The sequence below is a fragment of the Bradyrhizobium sp. 27S5 genome, assembly GCF_037217225.1.
Classification (GTDB): domain Bacteria; phylum Pseudomonadota; class Alphaproteobacteria; order Rhizobiales; family Xanthobacteraceae; genus Bradyrhizobium; species Bradyrhizobium septentrionale.
In genome coordinates this window covers 1523179-1539826 of record NZ_CP147714.1, presented here as the reverse complement: position 1 = coordinate 1539826, position 16648 = coordinate 1523179, and the positions used below count along the sequence as shown (strand labels likewise).

Genomic DNA, 16648 nt, shown 5'->3' with positions numbered 1-16648 from the left:
CGGACATAATTTCATCACAGCCTGCTTCTTGCGCCTTGGCCGACTTCGGCTTGGTTTCGCAAAAGGCTGTCAGGGCGCTCTTGAACAGGGTGATCACAACACATGAATTGTCCGCAACAAGCACCTTGGCTCGCTTTTTATGGGCGGAACGTTCCGTTCGACAACTCTGTTGATTGCGCCATCATAAACGATCACGCGTCAGAACACCTGCTACAGTGGAGAAGGGTTGCAATTGGGCATTTTCGCTCGTCGCCGCTCGATTTCTGAACACGCGCGATTGTGCGCAACGCGAAAGGAACGCTAATGCCCCACGTTATCCGCTTCAGTGCTCCGGCCGGCGCGGTTTCGTTTTGGCCGAAAGGTTTCGGCCTCAGTTCCCACGCGCACGCGCCGACGATGGACAGGCGCCGAGCACTTCGCGGACGCCGCGCGCGCTCAACGTTCCCTTAACGGCTACGTTAACCCGCCGGCATTCTGGAATTAACGGCTTTCGGGTCGTTCCGGGGGATGTCCCGGGTTCTGTTGAATTTCTGAAGAGGTCGGCGTTGCCCACCTTGAGCCGGTAGGCTCGGGGTGCTGATTCCATAAAGGAGAGCAACGCCATGACGAGAGATATCAAACCGGCTGGTTCGTCGGCGACCGGGGCGGTGGACGAAGCGTTTGCAGAAGTGCGGGCGAGCTTCGATCGGTTCTGCCTTGCGGCAGGGATGGAGGCGCTCGGCACGACGATGGAGGCGGATGTTGTGGCGGCCTGCGGGCCGCGCCACGGTCGCGACGCGGCGCGGCGGGCGCACCGTTGGGGTCGAACGCGGGGACGGATAGGTTTCCACGGCGGCAAGATCGAGGTCGAGCGCCCGCGGGTCCGGGGCGTGGATGGCGGCGAGGTCACGATCCCGAGCTGGGAAACGGCGGCGCAGGAGGATTGGCTCGGTCGCGGGGCGATGAACCTGATGCTGATCAATGTGTCGACGCTCCGGTTCGGCCGTGCTGTCCGACTGCCCGAGGGTGACGTGCCGGCACCGCCCGGATCGGGGGTTTCGAAGTCGGCGGCCTCGCGGAGGTTCGTAGCGCTGTCGGCGACGCGGCTGGCTGACTTCATGGCTGCCGATCTGTCCACGCTCGACCTTCTGGTGGTCCAAATCGACGGGCTGCATCTCGGCGACGATCTCGTGCTGGTCGCCGCAATCGGAGTTGACGGCGAAGGCAACAAGCATCCGCTGGCGCTGGTGGAAGGGGCGACCGAGAATGCCGCAACGGTTCAGGCCCTGCTGGACAACCTGGTCTCGCGCGGGCTCGACCCGACGGTGCCAGGACTGTTCATCGCCGACGGCGCGAAACCGTTGTCGAAGGCGATCCGCCGCACCTTCGGTTCGGCCGCTGCGATCCAGCGCTGCCAGATCCACAAGGCACGCAACATCATGGAACGCCTGCCGAAAGAGCATCATGCGGCCACCCGTCGGGTGCTGCGCCAGGACTGGGAGCTCAATGACGCCGACAAGGCTGAAAAATTGATCCGCAATCTTGCGCGTCGACTCGACCAGCAATGGCCCGGCGTAGCGGCCAGCATCCTCGAAGGCCTCGACGAAATCCTGACTGTCGTCCGGCTGAAGCTGCCGAAGGAGCTTCGTCGATCGCTCGCCTGGACCAACATCGCCGAGAACATGATGGGCACCATTCGCCGCGTCACGCGCAACGTCAAACGCTGGCGGGATGCCGGTATGGCCTTGCGATGGGTCGCGGCCGGCATGAGCGAAGCCAACAAGGGCTTCCGACGATTGAAGGCGCATAAGCAATTGTCGGTTCTGCGTGCGGCCCTTCAAGCTCGCCACGATCGCATGACGATCAAGCCCGTTGCCCACGTCTCGAGGGCCGCGTAACATTCATTCCGGCAACGTCGGCCCGACGTAGTTCAACACCGATCGGGACATCCCCTCGTTCCATACGGTTGGCCTTTCTCCCGAATAAAGCGATGCCAATTTTTAAAGAGCAGCCAACACTCATGACAGTAAAGCTGGTCACTGAAGTTAACTGCGCGTGATAGGGACAGCGTCGGTTCGCATGTTTCCCGGCGCCGAGTCGCGTCCGCGCAGGCTGCCCCAGTGTAGATCGCGCCGGTCGCGTTCGGCCTGCGAGGGCTAGCTGCTTTGCGGCCAAGGCTGAGGCGACTGATCCACGCGTCCATGAAGCCAACCAGTCTTGGTAGGTGCGGGCGTGGGACCTTTCGAGATATAATTCTCCATTATCTCGGGCTTTCCGGAGCCAACCGGTTAGTTTTGCTTGCAGGACCGACCGCTGAAGTTAGCGGCGCGTGGCAGGGACTGAACCGCCACAATGGCCAGATCCAAGATATCCCGGACTATGAGGGAGAGTGAGCATATGCGGCTACCGATTGCTTATGTCGCCATCATGACGATCTGCTAGGAGGATTAATGAGATGAAAGCTCCCCTCGTCGCTTTGGCGCTAGCTCTCCTTAGCGCTACGGCCCTCGCCCAGTCCATCGAGTATGGGAAGGACCGGTTAGGCTCCGATATCAGCAGCTTCTCTCTGCCGCCGAACAGCGTTCCTGAGAACTGCCAGGGTGCGTGCTGGGCCAATTCGGGCTGCGCGGCGTGGACCTTCGCCCGCAGTGGCTGGCAAGGTGAAACTCCGCGCTGTTGGTTGAAGAACGCGGCGCCGGCACCAACGGACAATTTCTGCTGCGTGTCCGGCCACAGGTAAGCCCCGTAGCAGCTTGCATGAATTGGCGAGCGGAACATTGCAAGGTTGAGATGGCTGGTCTGTCGCCTTATCAAGCACAATCTTCTCGGTGGCGCCGACCGAGCTGGACTTGGCCAGCAATATCTCGTTCACCCGGTCGAACAGGGCGTTGCGCACGGTAATAAAAGCCGAAAGGATTGCCTGCGGGTCACCGTCCTCGAGGAGCGTTGAGCCCAGCGCTGAAAGAACACCCTCAATGTAGACAAGGGAGCTTGGTGCTATGGTTCGCTCCGATGCCATCAAACGCACAATGTTGGAAATGAATTCGAGTCGCAGTTTTTTTCAACCAACCGCTGAAATTTGCGCATTCTACTTCGATCGCGCGCACGAGATCGAATACCCGCGTGGGACGCGCGCCACTTACTAGGCAGACCTGTTCGAGCGTGATGGTATCGCCGAATTCACATTGATCAAGATCGGCATCCAGAAACGCCGAGTTCACGATCGTCACGCCATTCAGGAAGGCATGGGACAGGGATTTCGAATCGTGGAGGTTAGAGCTGGTCCCGGTTGTTTGGACAGGGCCCCGCGAAAATTAAGTGGATTCCTGCCGGGAGGGCGTAAGCTCGACCAGATCCGCAGCAAAATCGTTGGCGACGATCATGCGGCCGTCACCATCGTTTGCGTGCCGAAGTAAGCCTCGTCGGGCGTGCGTTCGTCAAGTCTCGAGTGAGGACGTCCTCGATTGTAGAACGCCAGATATTTGGAAATCGATGCTCGCGCCTCGAGCACGCTGTCGTAAGCACGCAGATAGACTTCCTCGTATTTGACAGTGCGCCACAGCCGCTCGACGAACACGTTGTCGCGCCAGGCACCCTTGCCGTCCATGCTGATGGCGATGTTCGCGTCCAGCAGCACGCCGGTGAAGTCGAGGCTGGTGAACTGGCTACCCTGATCCGTGTTGAAGATCTCGGGCCTGCCGTGCTTCGCCAACGCCTCCTGGAGCGCTTCGACGCAGAATATCGTCTCCATCGTGATCGATACGCGATGGACCAATACCCTTCGGCTGAACACATCGACGACCGCCGCGAGGTAAACGAATCCACGTCGCATCGGAATGTAGCTGATGCCCATTGCCCAGACCTGGTTCGGCCGCTCGATCTTCAATCCGCGCAATAGGTACGGGTAGATCTTGTGGCCCGGTGCGGGCTTGCTCGTGTTCGGACGGCGATAGATCGCCTCGATCCCCATGCGCTTCATCAGCGTCGCGACGTGGCGGCCGCCAACCTGCATGCCCTCACGCTGCAACAGCGATCGCAGCATGCGCCCCCCTGCGAAGGGATAATCGAGGTGCAGCTCATCGAGCCGGCGCATCAAGACAAGTCCTCGGCCGAAACCGGCCGAGGTTCATAGTAAACCGTACTGCGGGCAAGGTTCAGGACCTTCGCCTGGCGCACGACAGACAGATCATGGTCGCGGTCGATCATCGCTTTGCGCTCAGCAGGCCCGCCTTGGTGAGCGCGCCGGACAAAAAATCGTTCTCCAACGCAAGCTCGCCGATCTTGGCATGTAACGCTTCAAATCGACCGGCGCCTCGGCCGGTCCGTTGTCCTGCCCAAACACTCCGGCGGCGCCTGCCAGGAGTTGGGACTTCCAGGTCGTGATCTGGTTCGGATGGACATCAAACAGTTGCGCCAACTCGGCCAATGTCTTCTCCCCCTTCACGGCCACCAAAGCCACCTTTGCCTTGAATGCCGGAGAATGCGTCCGGCGACTCCTCTTCGTCATCTTCGCTCCTGTTTCGCGGCAAGAATCCTCGCCGCTCTCAGGCAGAAAATCCACTCAAGCTACTGTCCGAATTTGCGGAGCCAGCTCTAACCGCCCGCCAGGGTTTCATGCTTCGAAAACGTTGCTTCCCCGGCCACCACGGCCTGTGCGTGTCAAGTCGCTGTCCTTTTTGGTCCGCATCGCCAATAGCGACCGCGTACGCCGACGCTGAAATCATCCGTGACAAAGTAGGACAACACGCCGGACCTGCCGTGATGAGTAGCCGATGTGGCAAACCGCCGCGAACACAGGGATATGACGGCGTCGCCGGATCGACGGACTGTAGGAATTATTTCAGCATGTCCGCAGCAATTACCGCCGACGTGTTCGCCAATGCACCCTCCGGACCAGCACCGCTGCACCGCCGGCTCAAGTTCTGCCGAATCGTCTTACCACTTGGGACAAGCGCAACTGCCGAGGCTCCCAAAAAACGAACTCCAGATCGCATTAATACTCCAGGGCGCTTTCCTGACTCCCAACCGAGCGCCTTTGGCTCGCATCGATAACGGCGCTCGAATGAACCAGGCAGCGCGCCGCTCGAACTGGAGGTTATCCAGTGGCCTCCCAACGCGCTGGTCAAATCGGGACTAAGTCGCAGACCCCGCAATGGCGCTATTCGCGATCAGCAGTATGCCGCACGGCAGGAAGCCGCCGTTCCCGCTGCAATTTTGGCAGCTGATCTGATCGGCCTGAGCAGAGGCTGGATCAGCTGTTGAATATCCAACGAGACGTTTGAAGCCCGAGCATCACCGTTACGGCCGAGGCTGGACGAGGTGAGCCAGGTCACGAGCAGCAACGCCCACATCAGACGAAATTGCTTGAACCTCACGTTGCGTCAGGACGTAGGGTGAGAATCACGAACGACAAAGCAAACCTCGGACGATGCACAGGCCAGATGGCAAAGATGTGTGATCAAGCGGTCGAATGTAGCGGTGACCGATTGTACGTGTGTCTGGGCCCATGGACCAAGAACGAAAGGTTGTCAGATATGAAACAACGCATGATGATGGCCGCATTGCTCGCTATCATCGCATCTCCGGTTTGCGCGGCGACACTCAGCGGCGCTCCCCGCATTCTCGACGGCAACACGATCGAAATCGAGCAGACCAAAATCCGGCTCTCGGGCATCGAGGCGCCAGAGACTGATCAGATCTGCCTCGACGCCCATGGCCAGAAATGGGCTTGTGGCATAGCTGCTCGCGATGAGCTCATCAAGCATTCGAACGGGCGAACCTGGGATTGCCATACCACAGGGGTAGATGTGTACAGGAGGTCGCTTGGCAACTGCTTCATCGCAGGCGAGGATGTGAACGCGTGGATGGTACGCTCGGGATGGGCGCTATTATCGGCACGCTCCGCAGCAAGCTATGCCATCTATGAGGTTGTTGCGAGCAATGCCTATGCGGGCATCTGGTCCGGGGCGTTCATTGCACCTTGGGATTGGCGCCATCGCAACCAGTCGACGATCATTATTGGCGCAAGCTCGGTGCCCTCAGACGTTCAAGAACTCCTGCTCGGATCCGCTTTGCTGACCGACCCTCCCTCACAGGAGTGTCTGATAAAGGGCACCGTGGGCCGTAAGGGCGAGCGCATTTACCACTTGCCCGGGCAAAACAGTTACGAACAAATCGATATGACGAAGAACTTAGGTGAACGTTGGCTTTGCAGCGAATCGGAAGCGACCGCCTTGGGATGGCGTAAAGCCGCGCGATAGGGTGCCACCACACATGCAAGCAGATTCTTCGAGCATGAGCCATTCGATCGAACCTTCGCGCCGTTCTCTGTTGCTGTTCACTATGTCGGCTGTCGGCATGCTGCTTGCCGACCATATCGTCGAGGCGAAGGAATCAAAACTGCGGCCGAAGCCGGATAATCTGCTCTCTCCAGGTGCTGCGCTGAAGCGGCTAATGGAAGGCAATGATCGCTACGTCCAGGGCGCTTCCCAAGGCCACGATTTCAAACGCGAGCGCCGGGTTTTGGTCGGTGGGCAAAATCCATATGCCGCGGTTCTGGGCTGCGCTGATTCTCGTATTGCGCCAGAACTGGCCTTCGACAGCGGACTTGGTGATCTGTTCGTCTGCCGACTCGCCGGAAATTTCGTCAACGAGGACACGCTCGCCAGCATGGAGTATGCCGTGGCCGTGCTGAACACGCCATTAATTGTGGTACTTGGTCACGATCATTGCGGCGCAGTAGACGCCACGATCAAGGCGCTCAACGACGACAAGCCGCCGCTGGGACATATTCCATCGCTCGTCGCCGCACTTGCACCTGTGGTTAAGGAATCTCGGCAGCAAGGCGGCGACACGTTCGCCAATGCGACCCGGCAAAATGTAATCGATAACGTCAATAAACTCAGATTGGCGGGACCGGTTCTAAACCGGGCAGTTGAGCAGAACAGACTGATGGTTGTCGGGGGCCTTTACAGGCTTGATACGGGCAGAGTCGATCTGCTGAGCTAATGGATGGCGGCCGCCATGCGCGGCGGCCTCGTCCTAACTGGCTCAACAGCGACCTCGGACGACATTCGCTCATTCATCCGCCGCCGCAAGTGCCCTGGATATCGTCAACAATTCTAGTACAGCTTCGGATAGCTCAGGTATGCGCGGGCTCTTAATTCTCGTTGTAATCCTTGTACTTATTCTGGCGACACGCGGCCAGCACCAAGAGAGATTCTTGGCCCGGCCGACAACCTGGATGTCTCGTTAGTTCGTCCTGGCTCACAGAGTTGGCTCGAGCGGAAGATCGCGCTGGGATTTGAGCTCAGCCTCCGCACCAGCGAGCCCAGCAGAATTTTCTCGACGCTGGCGATCCGCTATGCCATCGATCCAAATTCTCCGTTGATCGTGCTTAAGCGGCCTGAGCGATGCTTTGAGGCTGCCACTCCCAAGCCAGCAGTTCGTCTATGCGCTTGGCAGAGTGATCCCGTTGTTCGAGCAGATCGCCGGAAGTGAGCTGGTCCGCCTCGGCTATTTACCGCTTGCAAGCCCGTCTGGCGACGCGTGAGTCGCCGGAACTGTTCCGCCGCGATTGGCGGGTTGCCGCGCAGCTATCTTGCGCTGCTGGTCGGCCAGACCATTTCGCTGCTGGGCTCCAACGTCACCATGTGTCGCCATCCGGAACTGCCCCCTTTGCGTCATAAAGAACTGCCCCCACCATCGGGATTATGATCTCGGTTGAAGGTTGGCTCCGCTGCTGACGGGACGGGGGAGGCGGAGCCGACCGGAGGGCCGTCAGCGGCGGGCGGCTTGATGAGGCCGCTCTTGCGCTTGGCTCGGAGCCGGTGGCGGCAACACTGGCGACGATTCCGTTGCCGACGCGGTCCGCTGGGCGCTCAACAGCCGCCTCGTGCGCGGTACTCTGCCAAGTGGCTGAGGGGCTGGCGGGCGTGTTCGGCAATCCGATCTTGAGGGCGGTCACTTTAGCCACCGCCACGTTCATCTTTTGCCATAGCGCATATTCTGCAGCCTTTCTGTTGCATCTGACCAAGGATCTCGAGTTCGACAGCCGGATCGTCAGCGTGGTGCTCGGAATCGGCGCGCTTGGTGGTGTGGTCGGCGCGGCTAGCTCGCCCTCGGCCGGCCGGGCAATCGGCATCGGCCCGGTGTTAATGGTCGGTTTGGCCGTGAGCACCGTGGGCATGAGTTTGGCCACCCTGATCACCGAACCCCGGTGGGCCGCGGTGGCATGCGTTTCGCTCTCCCAATTCATTCTGTCGGCCAAGGTATCTACAATGTGCAGCAGGTTCCCCTTCGATACGCGTTGGTCGCGCAACGCTTGCAAGGCCGGGCCAATGCGAGCATCCGCAGCGTGGTGTGGGGACTGGCGTCATTGGGTGCGCTGGCCGGTGGCGCAGTCGCTGCGGCAACAGGCTTACGCATTACGTCGCTTGCGAGCAGCCTGCTTGGCGCCGCCTCGATAGTTTGGATTTGGCGCTCCCCGCTGCGCCGCACGCGCAGCTTGCGTGTGTAACCGACACGACGGACCGGCGCATCACATCAGAGAATTTGGCGATCTTGATCGGCAACCGGGTCGGCTGACGGTGTGTTCCCGCCCCTGTCAGCTAGCGGCCGACGCGCGCGTCCGTCTTTTGTTCGGGAGGAAGGCCTTCGATCTGCTCGGCCTCGCACTTCGCGACCGTTTCATGGTGTCCTGTATGGACAATCCGAGGGGGCGCCCGATCGGATTGCTTGCCAGCCATTTCGCGGTGCGGCCCCGCAATCTTCTTTGGCCGATAGCCCCCGATCTGGTCTGGCTTGACGCTACCGGTCTCGTGGAAGCGCTGTACCCAGTTGATCGCCGTGCTGATGGCCACCCCAAATTGAGCCGCTGCCTGATGCCGCGACAGGCCACCTTTGATGACAGCTCTCACCACCCGCTCACGAAGGTCGTCCGAATAGGCTCGTCCCATCCATGCTGGCCTCCTTCCCAGCCAGCATGTTGAATCAGAAGCCTTCCGATTTGGGAATCCCAAATCGATTCAAGCTTGACCCACCCCGCTCTAGGGTTTGTACTCAATAGGGATTCCATCTGGAATTGGACTGTGATTCAAGCTTCTCAGCGCAAGGGAGGCTTGAATGGCAAAGCAGGTCTACTGGCTCAGCGATGCGGAATGGCGGCGGATTGAGCCGTTGTTGCCACGAGGGCGCAAGGGAGCGCATCGGGTCGATGATAGACGCGTGATCAGCGGCATTGTGCACATGCTGAAATCTGGTTCGCGCTGGCGCGATTGCCCGGAAGTCTACGGCCCCTACACAACGGTCTACAACCGCTTCAACCGCTGGAGCCGACAGGGGATTTGGACGGATATTTTTTACGCCCTGACCGGATCGACCGGCATGTACGGATCGATGTCGGTGGATTCCAGTTACATCAAAGCCCATCGCTCCGCGGCCGGCGCAAAAGGGGGGCCTTCAACAACGCGATCGGCCGCTCGCGCGGCGGGCAGACCACCAAAATCCACGCGCTGACCGACGATATCGGCCGTCCGCTTGCCTTCCTGATCACCCCTGGCAACACCCACGACCTGGTCGGTGCACGCGGCTTGATCGGCATGGTTCGTACCCCGCGCCGTCTGCTGGCTGATCGAGCCTACGACGCCAGGAGCCTACGCAACGAACTAGCCGCACGCCGCATCAAGGCCGTGATCCCGCCAAATCCGACCCGCAAGCATCCGCATCTCTACGATAAGGTCGCCTACAAAGGCCGCAACGTCATCGAGCGGATGTTCTGCCGTCTCAAGGACTTCCGCCGGATCGCAACCAGATACGACAAGCGCGCAGACATCTTCCTGTCTGCAATCCTGCTGGCCGCCGCGATCACTTGGTGGATCAATTGAGTCCGGATCCTAGAGCAGCTGTAAGCGAGCTTTCCGGCGCCAAGGACCACAGCGCGTATTGCACGCGTCGCAACACAACGCTCAGAGCCAAAGCCGGTGCTTGGAATTCATTGATGCTGTATGGACACTGACAGGCCGGGCGCCGAGGCGATGTCGGATCCGCAACAACCACGAACCTAGTATTCTCAGATCCGTAGGCTAGATCGAGCTGATGGCACGGTCGTTGCAAAACCCTCACGCAACATTTGCCTCTGTACAGCAGACTGAATGGTTCCCGCCAGGATCATGAGCGAGACGGCAGGACTGAAAAAACCGCGAGAAAGAAGCTAACCAACGGAGACAATCGTGCGACCAACTGCATCCGGCGGGGAAAAACGACCCTTTTTACCGATCTCACGTCTTCCTATCTGCGGTGTTGATCGGATCGAACGCCGATGCTTCAGCCCGTCTTCGCATTGGAGCAATTAGAGCAAGGTTGACCGGGTGACAAAACTGGCGAGGCTCAAGGAACTACGCGACATGATGCAGCTGCTTTGGCAGTTGTTCGAATCAGCGCAGCAGCTTCCTAGAGGCCCAGAGCATGCAGCAACCGTTCAGACGCTTAAACAGTATGAGCGCCGGCTGATGGAGCTGATTCAAGCATCTGAAACGGCTCGCGCGGCTATCCGGGACGTCACTCACCGCGCCGATATATCAAAATAGCGATTATCAGCAACTCAGCAATTATCACGGGAGTCTTATGCATCTCCCGTCCGTAAGCCCGTGCAACGGCAACAACCGAGAACGTCAAAGGACATGCCGCGAGCGAGGCAACGAGCCCGCTTGCCCGATCCATCGCTGTTACACAACAATGTGCTACATAAATCTGGGGCAAGCTCTTTCACCGACGAACGGGGCTGCCGGATATGGCAGCTAGAATTGCGTATTTTTCAGCAATACGTCACCCTCCACTTCGCGGGGATAATGAGCCGCCACTTCGAATGATGGTAATAGGTCGAGAATGGCTTGCAGGGACAGCTGCCCCTCGTAGAGCTCGCGATCGCTATATTCCGTGTAGATGAAGCGCGTGTTGCTTAACGTCTGCACGCCACCGGCGATGACATCGGCCTCGGCTCCTTGAACGTCCATCCAGATGAAATCGACCGTGTTCAGTCCAGCTTCGCTGCACCAATCGTCGAGCCGTCGAGTTTCAACCGAGAAGGGACGGTCGAAGCGAACCCAATCATACTCGGTAAGATGGTTCTTCGGGCGGCGTATTGAGCCAGAGAGGTCCCATTCCTTTGCATCTCCATCTGCATTGCTTGGATGGAAGTCGATCGTCCCGTTTCGTTCGCTGATCGCAATTTCAAGCAGCTTCACCTTATCGAGATTTGGACCGAGCTTCTTCTTGAAACGCGCGATCGCTCGGGGGTCCGGCTCAAAGCAGTAAAGCTGAGCTTGTGGGCACAGGGTGAGAAAATGTGCCGTATCGGTTCCGTCATTGCAGCCGATATCCAAGATCACTGGATTGGACATCCCAAGAAGTGACAGAATATGCTGATGTACGTCCACACAAGACACGGGTTGTTTTTCCATTGGAACTCCGTTGACACTTTGTCCTAGACGCGCAATCACACGTCAGACATGCCAGCACAACGTATATCAACGTATATAATTCATATGCCGGCGCGCGAGCGGTCGCGGATGGCGCTCTCTTTCGCTCGAGCGTGGCGAGGGATGATGCTGCCGCCACTGCCGGCTTGTCTTGCGAAGCGGGCCGCGGCGTGCTCTCGAGGGCGCCATCTGGAATGCGATCTTCGCGGTAACATAGGTGATTTGCGAGTGGCCCTTTGACCACTGCATCGCGATCTGGCTTCGCAAGGCGATAAAGACCCGCGCCGAACGGATTGTGGTCTGATTGTCACCAGTCTTGGTACCACCTTCGGGCACCAGGTACCGGGAGCGGCCACGGGCGACTGCGCCCGCTCCAGGAAAGGCTACTGATCGACGTTCACTCCGCATAGATGATAATTGTGATGAACTGAACGAGCGCCGGCCTCCGTTCGAACGGTATCGGGCGATCACCAGCATGCGATCGAAGAAATTGGCAAGGTAAAGCCTGCCTTGACCCTATCCATAACCACCATGGTTTCGAAGCGCTCTATGTCCGGATCTTCATGAGAGAGGCGGCGGGTAAATTTCTCGTACTCCTCCAGATTATCTGCGGTAACGAGCAGGACGAAGTGGGGCTGACCGGTGACATAGAATCCGCTCATCACCTCAGTCATTTTGCAGATTGTGCGCTTGAAGCGATCAACGATGTCGGCTCGATTCCGGTGAAGTGAGACGAGAACCGAGCTATCGCTGAAAGTTGGTGACGGCGGGAATCGGGAAGGCGGCATATCGTGGGGGTGCTTGACGCCTCCACTTCTCCACCGAAGGAGCGATATGCCGTGTCCAAAGATAACATCATCAAGTTGATTCAGCCAGGAAACGTCGACGATCAACTCACCGAAATCTTGCGCAATGGGGCGCGTGCTCTGTTGGCCCAGGCGGTCGAGGCCGAGGTCGCGGACTTTCTCGGCAAGCATGCCGATTTGAAGACTGCGGACGGCCACCAGCGCGTCGTGCGCCACGGTCACCTGCCGGAACGCGAGGTGATGGATGGTATCGGTCCGGTCGGCGTCCGCCAGCCGCGTGTACGCGATCGCGAGGCGGAGGCTACCGATCCCGACCGCATCCGGTTCTCTCCGTCGATCCTGCCGCCCTACATGCGCCGCTCGAAATCGATCGAGACGCTGCTGCCGATCCTTTACCTGAAGGGTATCTCCACCGGCGACTTCTCCGAGGCTCTGGCGGCGCTGCTCGGCAAGGATGCTGCCGGGTTGTCGGCATCCGCCAGCGGCCGTCTGAAGGACGGTTGGCTTGACGAACACACCGCGTGGCAGAGGCGCGATCTGTCGGCGAAGCGCGACGTCTACATCTGGGCCGATGGCATCCATCTCCAAGCACGCCTCGAAGACGAAAAGCATTGCATCCTGGTGCTGATCGGCGCGACGCCGGAAGGCCGCAAGGAACTGGTCGGCCTCACCGATGGCGCCCGCGAGAGCGCGCAGGACTGGCGCGATCTGCTGCTCGACCTGAAGCGGCGCGGGCTCGGCGTGCCACCGCGGCTCACCATCGCCGACGGCGCGCTCGGGTTCTGGAAGGCCGCCGGCGAGGTCTGGCCGAAAACGCGCGAGCAGCGCTGCTGGGTACACAAGACCGCCAACGTGATCGCCAAGTTGCCGAAGAGCCAGCAGCCTAAAGCCAAACGCGCGTTGCAGGAGATCTGGATGGCCGAAACCAAGGCCGCCGCCGAGCTGGCGTTCGACGCCTTCATCGAGAGCTATACGCCCAAATACGAGAAGGCGGCCGACTGCCTGAGCAAGGATCGGGACACGCTACTGGCGTTCTACGACTTCCCGGCCGAACACTGGAAACACCTGCGGACCACCAACCCCATTGAAAGCACCTTCGCTACCGTGCGCCACCGCACGATCCGATCGAAGGGCTGCCTGTCCAACAGAACGGCGCTCGCGATGGTCTTCAAACTGCTTGAGGCCGCGCAGAAAAGCTGGCGTCGTCTCGATGGCCACAACCAGTTGCCAAAACTCGTTCTCGGTGTGACATTCAACGACGGGATCGAGGTCATCGCCAAACCGACTGACCGTCAGCCCATACCCGCCGCCGCCTGACCGGCCGCGCCGTCACCAAAATTTGGCGATAGCTCACGAGAACCAGCAGGGTCACGTTTCGTCCGATTGCTTTCGGAGAAATGATTGAGACGTCCGCTTCGATTACGCGCAGTGCTCGCAGGCGCTTCAGTCGGCGCTGAACGCCAGAGGCCGACAACCCGACCTTCGCGCCGAGTATTTCACTGCTCAGACGGTTGTTTCTTTGCAGTAAGTCAAGAAGGCGGGCATCCGTTCTGTCAAGTTTCATGGTTCTGGCGGGATCAACGGGCGAGCAGGTTTTTCCACGACCAAACCCGGCCCCTCGCTTGAGCCCTGCCCTTCCAATACGTAATCAGATCGTTCAAGCGGGGAGCGGTAGGGCGTCAGACCAGTTCGGCTCGCACGCCCGATCGCTTTGTTGATTCTCGAGCGACGAGCTTGCTCAGCCAGCTACGGTCGGCTTGCCGGCGGGCGCGCAGGCGATCGAGGCACTTCCTTGGACAAAGAGAGGTCCGCCATGAGTAGTACCGGACCAGTCCGAACTGACCATTACAGACGGCGCATCGTTTGACGATGCTAATTCCGAGAGTTTCAGAGCAGTAGCGCATTGTTGTCTCTTCGTGCCTTGCCCGGCTGATCTCCCTTCACACCCATTGCGTACACGATGCGCTCTATCGCAGACCTTTTCACCGCAGCGCCGGTTTAGACATCGCGAGACCAAAATGCTGCGATGACCAAGCTTCGGACGCGCCGCACCTTGCTTCAATACATCAGTTGACCGATTTTGCGAAGCCAGTAGCAGCGCCGCACAGACGGACTGCGCTAGCGAACAGCTTGTCTCGCCCAATGCGCGCGTGTAACGCCCGCTCTATTCGCCTGGCGAGGACGTCGTCGAACAGCTGGTGGGCTAGTGGAAAAGCCCATCTCGGACAACCGACCTAACCTTTGACGGCCCCGAGCAGTCCAATAGCCGGCGCGAACGAATATTAACTGTCGTAAGCTGGCTAAAACAACGAGCCGCTAGGAGCGCTGAGAGCAACAAGGCGGCGCGACAGCCGCCCAAAACGCAACGTAACATCGACCGAGCGTGACCGGCGGGCTTCTTCCGCAATGATATCTTAAGGGGGGAATCGGTGAGAGCACTTTTAGAGAGCTCGGTGATCGTTCCGTGGGATGCGGCATCCGTCGATCCACGGGCGTAACTGATTGATAGGACCTTGGTGCAGTGTTCCGCTTTTACTTTGAGTGCTTGGGATCCGCTATCGCAGACTCATCTGCATCAGACGCTCGCAAGTGACGGTTACTCCGAGAAGCTGCTCGATCACATCAATGATGATTTCGTCAAAGACAATCCTGCCTTCACCATTGCGCATCAGGATGATCCGCGCTCGCTCAGGTGGCGCGATTGTGAGCGAGACTGGACCCTTTGGTTTCCCGAGACTCTGACGGCGCGCGAATTTCTCATTCCATCGGGCCTCCACGAGGGCTCGACGATGTGCTTGCGGTTGTCGGACTGCCGCTACGTCGGTGCTTTCCAATGAAGTGGACTACGTCAGCGGGGGCAACGGATGAGCCCAAGGACATCACTCAGCGATTTCGTCCCATTCTGGTCGAGGTCTGCGACCGGCTGAGAACGCCCCCTCTACTCGCAGAAGGCGTGGCTCCTAACTCGTTTGCGTTGGTGATTTCTTCAAGTGGCGCCGCTTTCAACTTGCTGGCACGTGCAGCGGGTCGACAGCTGGGCGACGGGGGTGCAAACTGCTCGCGGAAATGCTTAGGCCCTGGACCCCGCGACGCTTCCTGTGGAGCGATGACAGCGGCCAATGCCATCACGTCTCAACCTTGCCAGCATACCATGGTCGTGGTCACCGAGGAGCAGATTCGTGGCCATACGATCTCTCGCTCATAGAGATCCAAGTGTTGCATCTGGTTGCAACCGGCGCGTCAAACCCGCAAATCGCACAGCAGCTGTTCGTCTCGCCGCGCACGGACCGATCGTCAGATCGAGCGCGCCTGAAACGCATTTTGCCGACTGCATCGCCCGCTTGCAAATAGGGGGCCGACTGAAGTTGCTTATGGCTCTCTCAGCCCACAAATACACGCGAGAACACGCTGCTCCAGGGCGCGTATTGCCAAGGCGTTGCCATCTTTCACCATACACGAGGGAGGAACTCCCGCAGCACAGTTGAATCGGCGTGGGTGGAGCGAGCGTCGACGACGGATCGGGCCAATGCGGGCCGACCCTCAGCTGCGTTGGCATCGCCGCAGATTGCAACCGTGCAACGCAGAACACGCATTCGCCCGAGGGCACCAAAATCCCGCGTGCAAAGCAGCACAGCGGTGTCAGCTCGAGGACGATTATCAGCCGCTGTTGCTCACTGCCTCAATAAGCGCGTCGATTTGACTCTTGGTCGTCCCTGACGCAACGACTAAATGGCCTACGTCCTGAGCCGCAATTTGCCATTTAGCCTTGATACACTCCTCGACAGCAGGAAAGACGACCGTAAGCGCATTAGGATTACGCCAGGCGCTGACGCCTCGGGCATTGAGTTCCCTGGCTGCATAGGCGGCGAGCTGTTCACATTCAACAAACATTTGTTTGATGCCCTCGACACCCAGACGACGGATCGCATACCAAAGGATGATCGGTGTATAGGCATTACGCGAGCCACTCAAGGTTGCGTCGAAGCTCCCGATGTAATCGATAGAACGCTCGATACGCTGAGCATGAATTTTACGCTAGAGAACGATACCGCAGGGCCTTGGCGCGCCAAGGCACTTATGTCCGCTGACCGTAATCGAGTCCGCTCCATCCGCGAAATCGAATGCGGGCCTCGGGCTCAAGAGAGCCGCGTATGCCCCGCATAGTGCCGCGTCGGAGTGAACGTAGATAGCGTCAATACCGACATCGCGAAGCACGGCGCGTATCTTGAGCGTATCGTCCCTGCCTTCCTTCATGGTGGTGCCTCTGTTTGCCACCACGACGGCGGGCCTTTTGCGATCACGAGCCGCTTCCTGCGCCAGATGGTCATAGCTAATCTCTCCATTTGGCTGCGAACGAACCACGCGGTGCTCAACCCCGAGCAGAGC

Annotated in this window: 15 protein-coding genes and 2 pseudogenes; 10 read left to right on the top strand and 7 right to left on the bottom strand. The window is 59.2% G+C overall.

The features are described 5' to 3' along the window. Positions 1-602 precede the first annotated feature (602 nt). Positions 603-1877, top strand: a complete 1275-nt coding sequence (locus WDM24_RS07360; RefSeq protein ID WP_338830733.1) for an IS256 family transposase — start codon at positions 603-605, stop codon at positions 1875-1877. A gap of 557 nt (positions 1878-2434) precedes the next feature. Further along, positions 2435-2719 (top strand): PAN domain-containing protein, encoded by a 285-nt coding sequence (locus WDM24_RS44435; protein ID WP_173640822.1) that lies wholly within the window; start codon positions 2435-2437, stop codon positions 2717-2719. A gap of 639 nt (positions 2720-3358) precedes the next feature. Here WDM24_RS44435 and WDM24_RS07355 read toward each other — a convergent pair. Further along, positions 3359-4486 (bottom strand): annotated as a pseudogene (locus tag WDM24_RS07355) (IS3 family transposase). Positions 4487-5513: 1027 nt separating this feature from the next. Between WDM24_RS07355 and WDM24_RS07350 the strand changes: the two are divergent. The 3 genes from WDM24_RS07350 to WDM24_RS07340 all read left to right on the top strand — a co-directional run bounded on the left by WDM24_RS07350 (position 5514) and on the right by WDM24_RS07340 (position 8447). Beyond that, positions 5514-6239 (top strand): thermonuclease family protein, encoded by a 726-nt coding sequence (locus tag WDM24_RS07350; RefSeq protein WP_173640820.1) that lies wholly within the window; start codon positions 5514-5516, stop codon positions 6237-6239. 34 nt (positions 6240-6273) lie between these two features. Beyond that, on the top strand, positions 6274-6987 hold the full coding sequence (locus tag WDM24_RS07345) for a carbonic anhydrase (RefSeq protein WP_224924238.1): 714 nt from the start codon (positions 6274-6276) through the stop codon (positions 6985-6987). Between the two features lie 905 nt (positions 6988-7892). Then, entirely contained in the window at positions 7893-8447 is a 555-nt protein-coding gene (locus tag WDM24_RS07340) for a hypothetical protein (RefSeq protein WP_176533522.1), read from the top strand. A gap of 282 nt (positions 8448-8729) precedes the next feature. Here WDM24_RS07340 and WDM24_RS07335 read toward each other — a convergent pair. Next, positions 8730-8936: pseudogene (locus WDM24_RS07335) on the bottom strand (helix-turn-helix domain-containing protein); the annotation flags it as partial. Positions 8937-9102: 166 nt separating this feature from the next. On the opposite strand from WDM24_RS07335, the gene WDM24_RS07330 reads away from it, so the two are divergent. Both WDM24_RS07330 and WDM24_RS07325 read left to right on the top strand, forming a co-directional pair. Then, positions 9103-9863 (top strand): IS5 family transposase gene (locus tag WDM24_RS07330; protein ID WP_224944040.1). Its coding sequence is split into 2 segments (ribosomal slippage): positions 9103-9429 and positions 9432-9863, totalling 759 coding nucleotides; the frame shifts between segments, so codons are not numbered across the junction. A 519-nt stretch (positions 9864-10382) separates the two neighbouring features. Beyond that, entirely contained in the window at positions 10383-10565 is a 183-nt protein-coding gene (locus tag WDM24_RS07325) for a hypothetical protein (RefSeq protein ID WP_338696276.1), read from the top strand. A 210-nt stretch (positions 10566-10775) separates the two neighbouring features. On the opposite strand, the gene WDM24_RS07320 is transcribed toward WDM24_RS07325, so the two are convergent. Further along, on the bottom strand, positions 10776-11423 hold the full coding sequence (locus WDM24_RS07320) for an FkbM family methyltransferase (protein WP_176535211.1): 648 nt from the start codon (positions 11421-11423) through the stop codon (positions 10776-10778). A gap of 500 nt (positions 11424-11923) precedes the next feature. Then, positions 11924-12349, bottom strand: a complete 426-nt coding sequence (locus WDM24_RS07315; RefSeq protein WP_338696274.1) for an Lrp/AsnC family transcriptional regulator — start codon at positions 12347-12349, stop codon at positions 11924-11926. Between WDM24_RS07315 and WDM24_RS07310 the strand changes: the two genes are divergently transcribed. Further along, positions 12296-13579 (top strand): IS256 family transposase, encoded by a 1284-nt coding sequence (locus tag WDM24_RS07310; protein ID WP_338830732.1) that lies wholly within the window; start codon positions 12296-12298, stop codon positions 13577-13579. The genes WDM24_RS07315 and WDM24_RS07310 overlap by 54 nt on opposite strands. Here the strand turns inward: WDM24_RS07310 and WDM24_RS07305 are convergent. After that, complete coding sequence (locus WDM24_RS07305) at positions 13533-13826, bottom strand: AsnC family transcriptional regulator (protein ID WP_338830731.1); 294 nt, start codon at positions 13824-13826, stop codon at positions 13533-13535. The two genes, WDM24_RS07310 and WDM24_RS07305, sit on opposite strands and share 47 nt — an antisense overlap. 949 nt (positions 13827-14775) lie before the next feature. On the opposite strand from WDM24_RS07305, the gene WDM24_RS07300 reads away from it, so the two are divergent. Next, positions 14776-15099, top strand: coding sequence for a hypothetical protein (locus WDM24_RS07300; protein ID WP_166072267.1), 324 nt, complete (start codon positions 14776-14778; stop codon positions 15097-15099). 229 nt (positions 15100-15328) lie between these two features. Continuing rightward, positions 15329-15613 carry a helix-turn-helix transcriptional regulator gene (locus tag WDM24_RS44430; protein WP_414645696.1) on the top strand — a complete coding sequence of 95 codons (285 nt, stop codon included), beginning with the start codon at positions 15329-15331 and terminating at the stop codon, positions 15611-15613. A gap of 306 nt (positions 15614-15919) precedes the next feature. On the opposite strand, the gene WDM24_RS07295 is transcribed toward WDM24_RS44430, so the two are convergent. Together WDM24_RS07295 and WDM24_RS07290 are read right to left on the bottom strand one after the other, a co-directional pair. Continuing rightward, positions 15920-16234, bottom strand: coding sequence for a hypothetical protein (locus tag WDM24_RS07295; RefSeq protein WP_224924237.1), 315 nt, complete (start codon positions 16232-16234; stop codon positions 15920-15922). Between the two features lie 63 nt (positions 16235-16297). Then, entirely contained in the window at positions 16298-16624 is a 327-nt protein-coding gene (locus tag WDM24_RS07290) for a pyridoxal-dependent decarboxylase (protein ID WP_338823151.1), read from the bottom strand. Positions 16625-16648 lie beyond the last annotated feature (24 nt).

Coding starts and splice junctions, on each gene's coding strand:
- WDM24_RS07360 (WP_338830733.1), top strand. CDS start 603: ATGACGAGAGATATCAAACCGGCTGGTTCGTCGGCGACCGGGGCGGTG.
- WDM24_RS44435 (WP_173640822.1), top strand. CDS start 2,435: ATGAAAGCTCCCCTCGTCGCTTTGGCGCTAGCTCTCCTTAGCGCTACG.
- WDM24_RS07350 (WP_173640820.1), top strand. CDS start 5,514: ATGAAACAACGCATGATGATGGCCGCATTGCTCGCTATCATCGCATCT.
- WDM24_RS07345 (WP_224924238.1), top strand. CDS start 6,274: ATGAGCCATTCGATCGAACCTTCGCGCCGTTCTCTGTTGCTGTTCACT.
- WDM24_RS07325 (WP_338696276.1), top strand. CDS start 10,383: ATGATGCAGCTGCTTTGGCAGTTGTTCGAATCAGCGCAGCAGCTTCCT.
- WDM24_RS07305 (WP_338830731.1), bottom strand. CDS start 13,826: ATGAAACTTGACAGAACGGATGCCCGCCTTCTTGACTTACTGCAAAGA.
- WDM24_RS44430 (WP_414645696.1), top strand. CDS start 15,329: ATGCTTAGGCCCTGGACCCCGCGACGCTTCCTGTGGAGCGATGACAGC.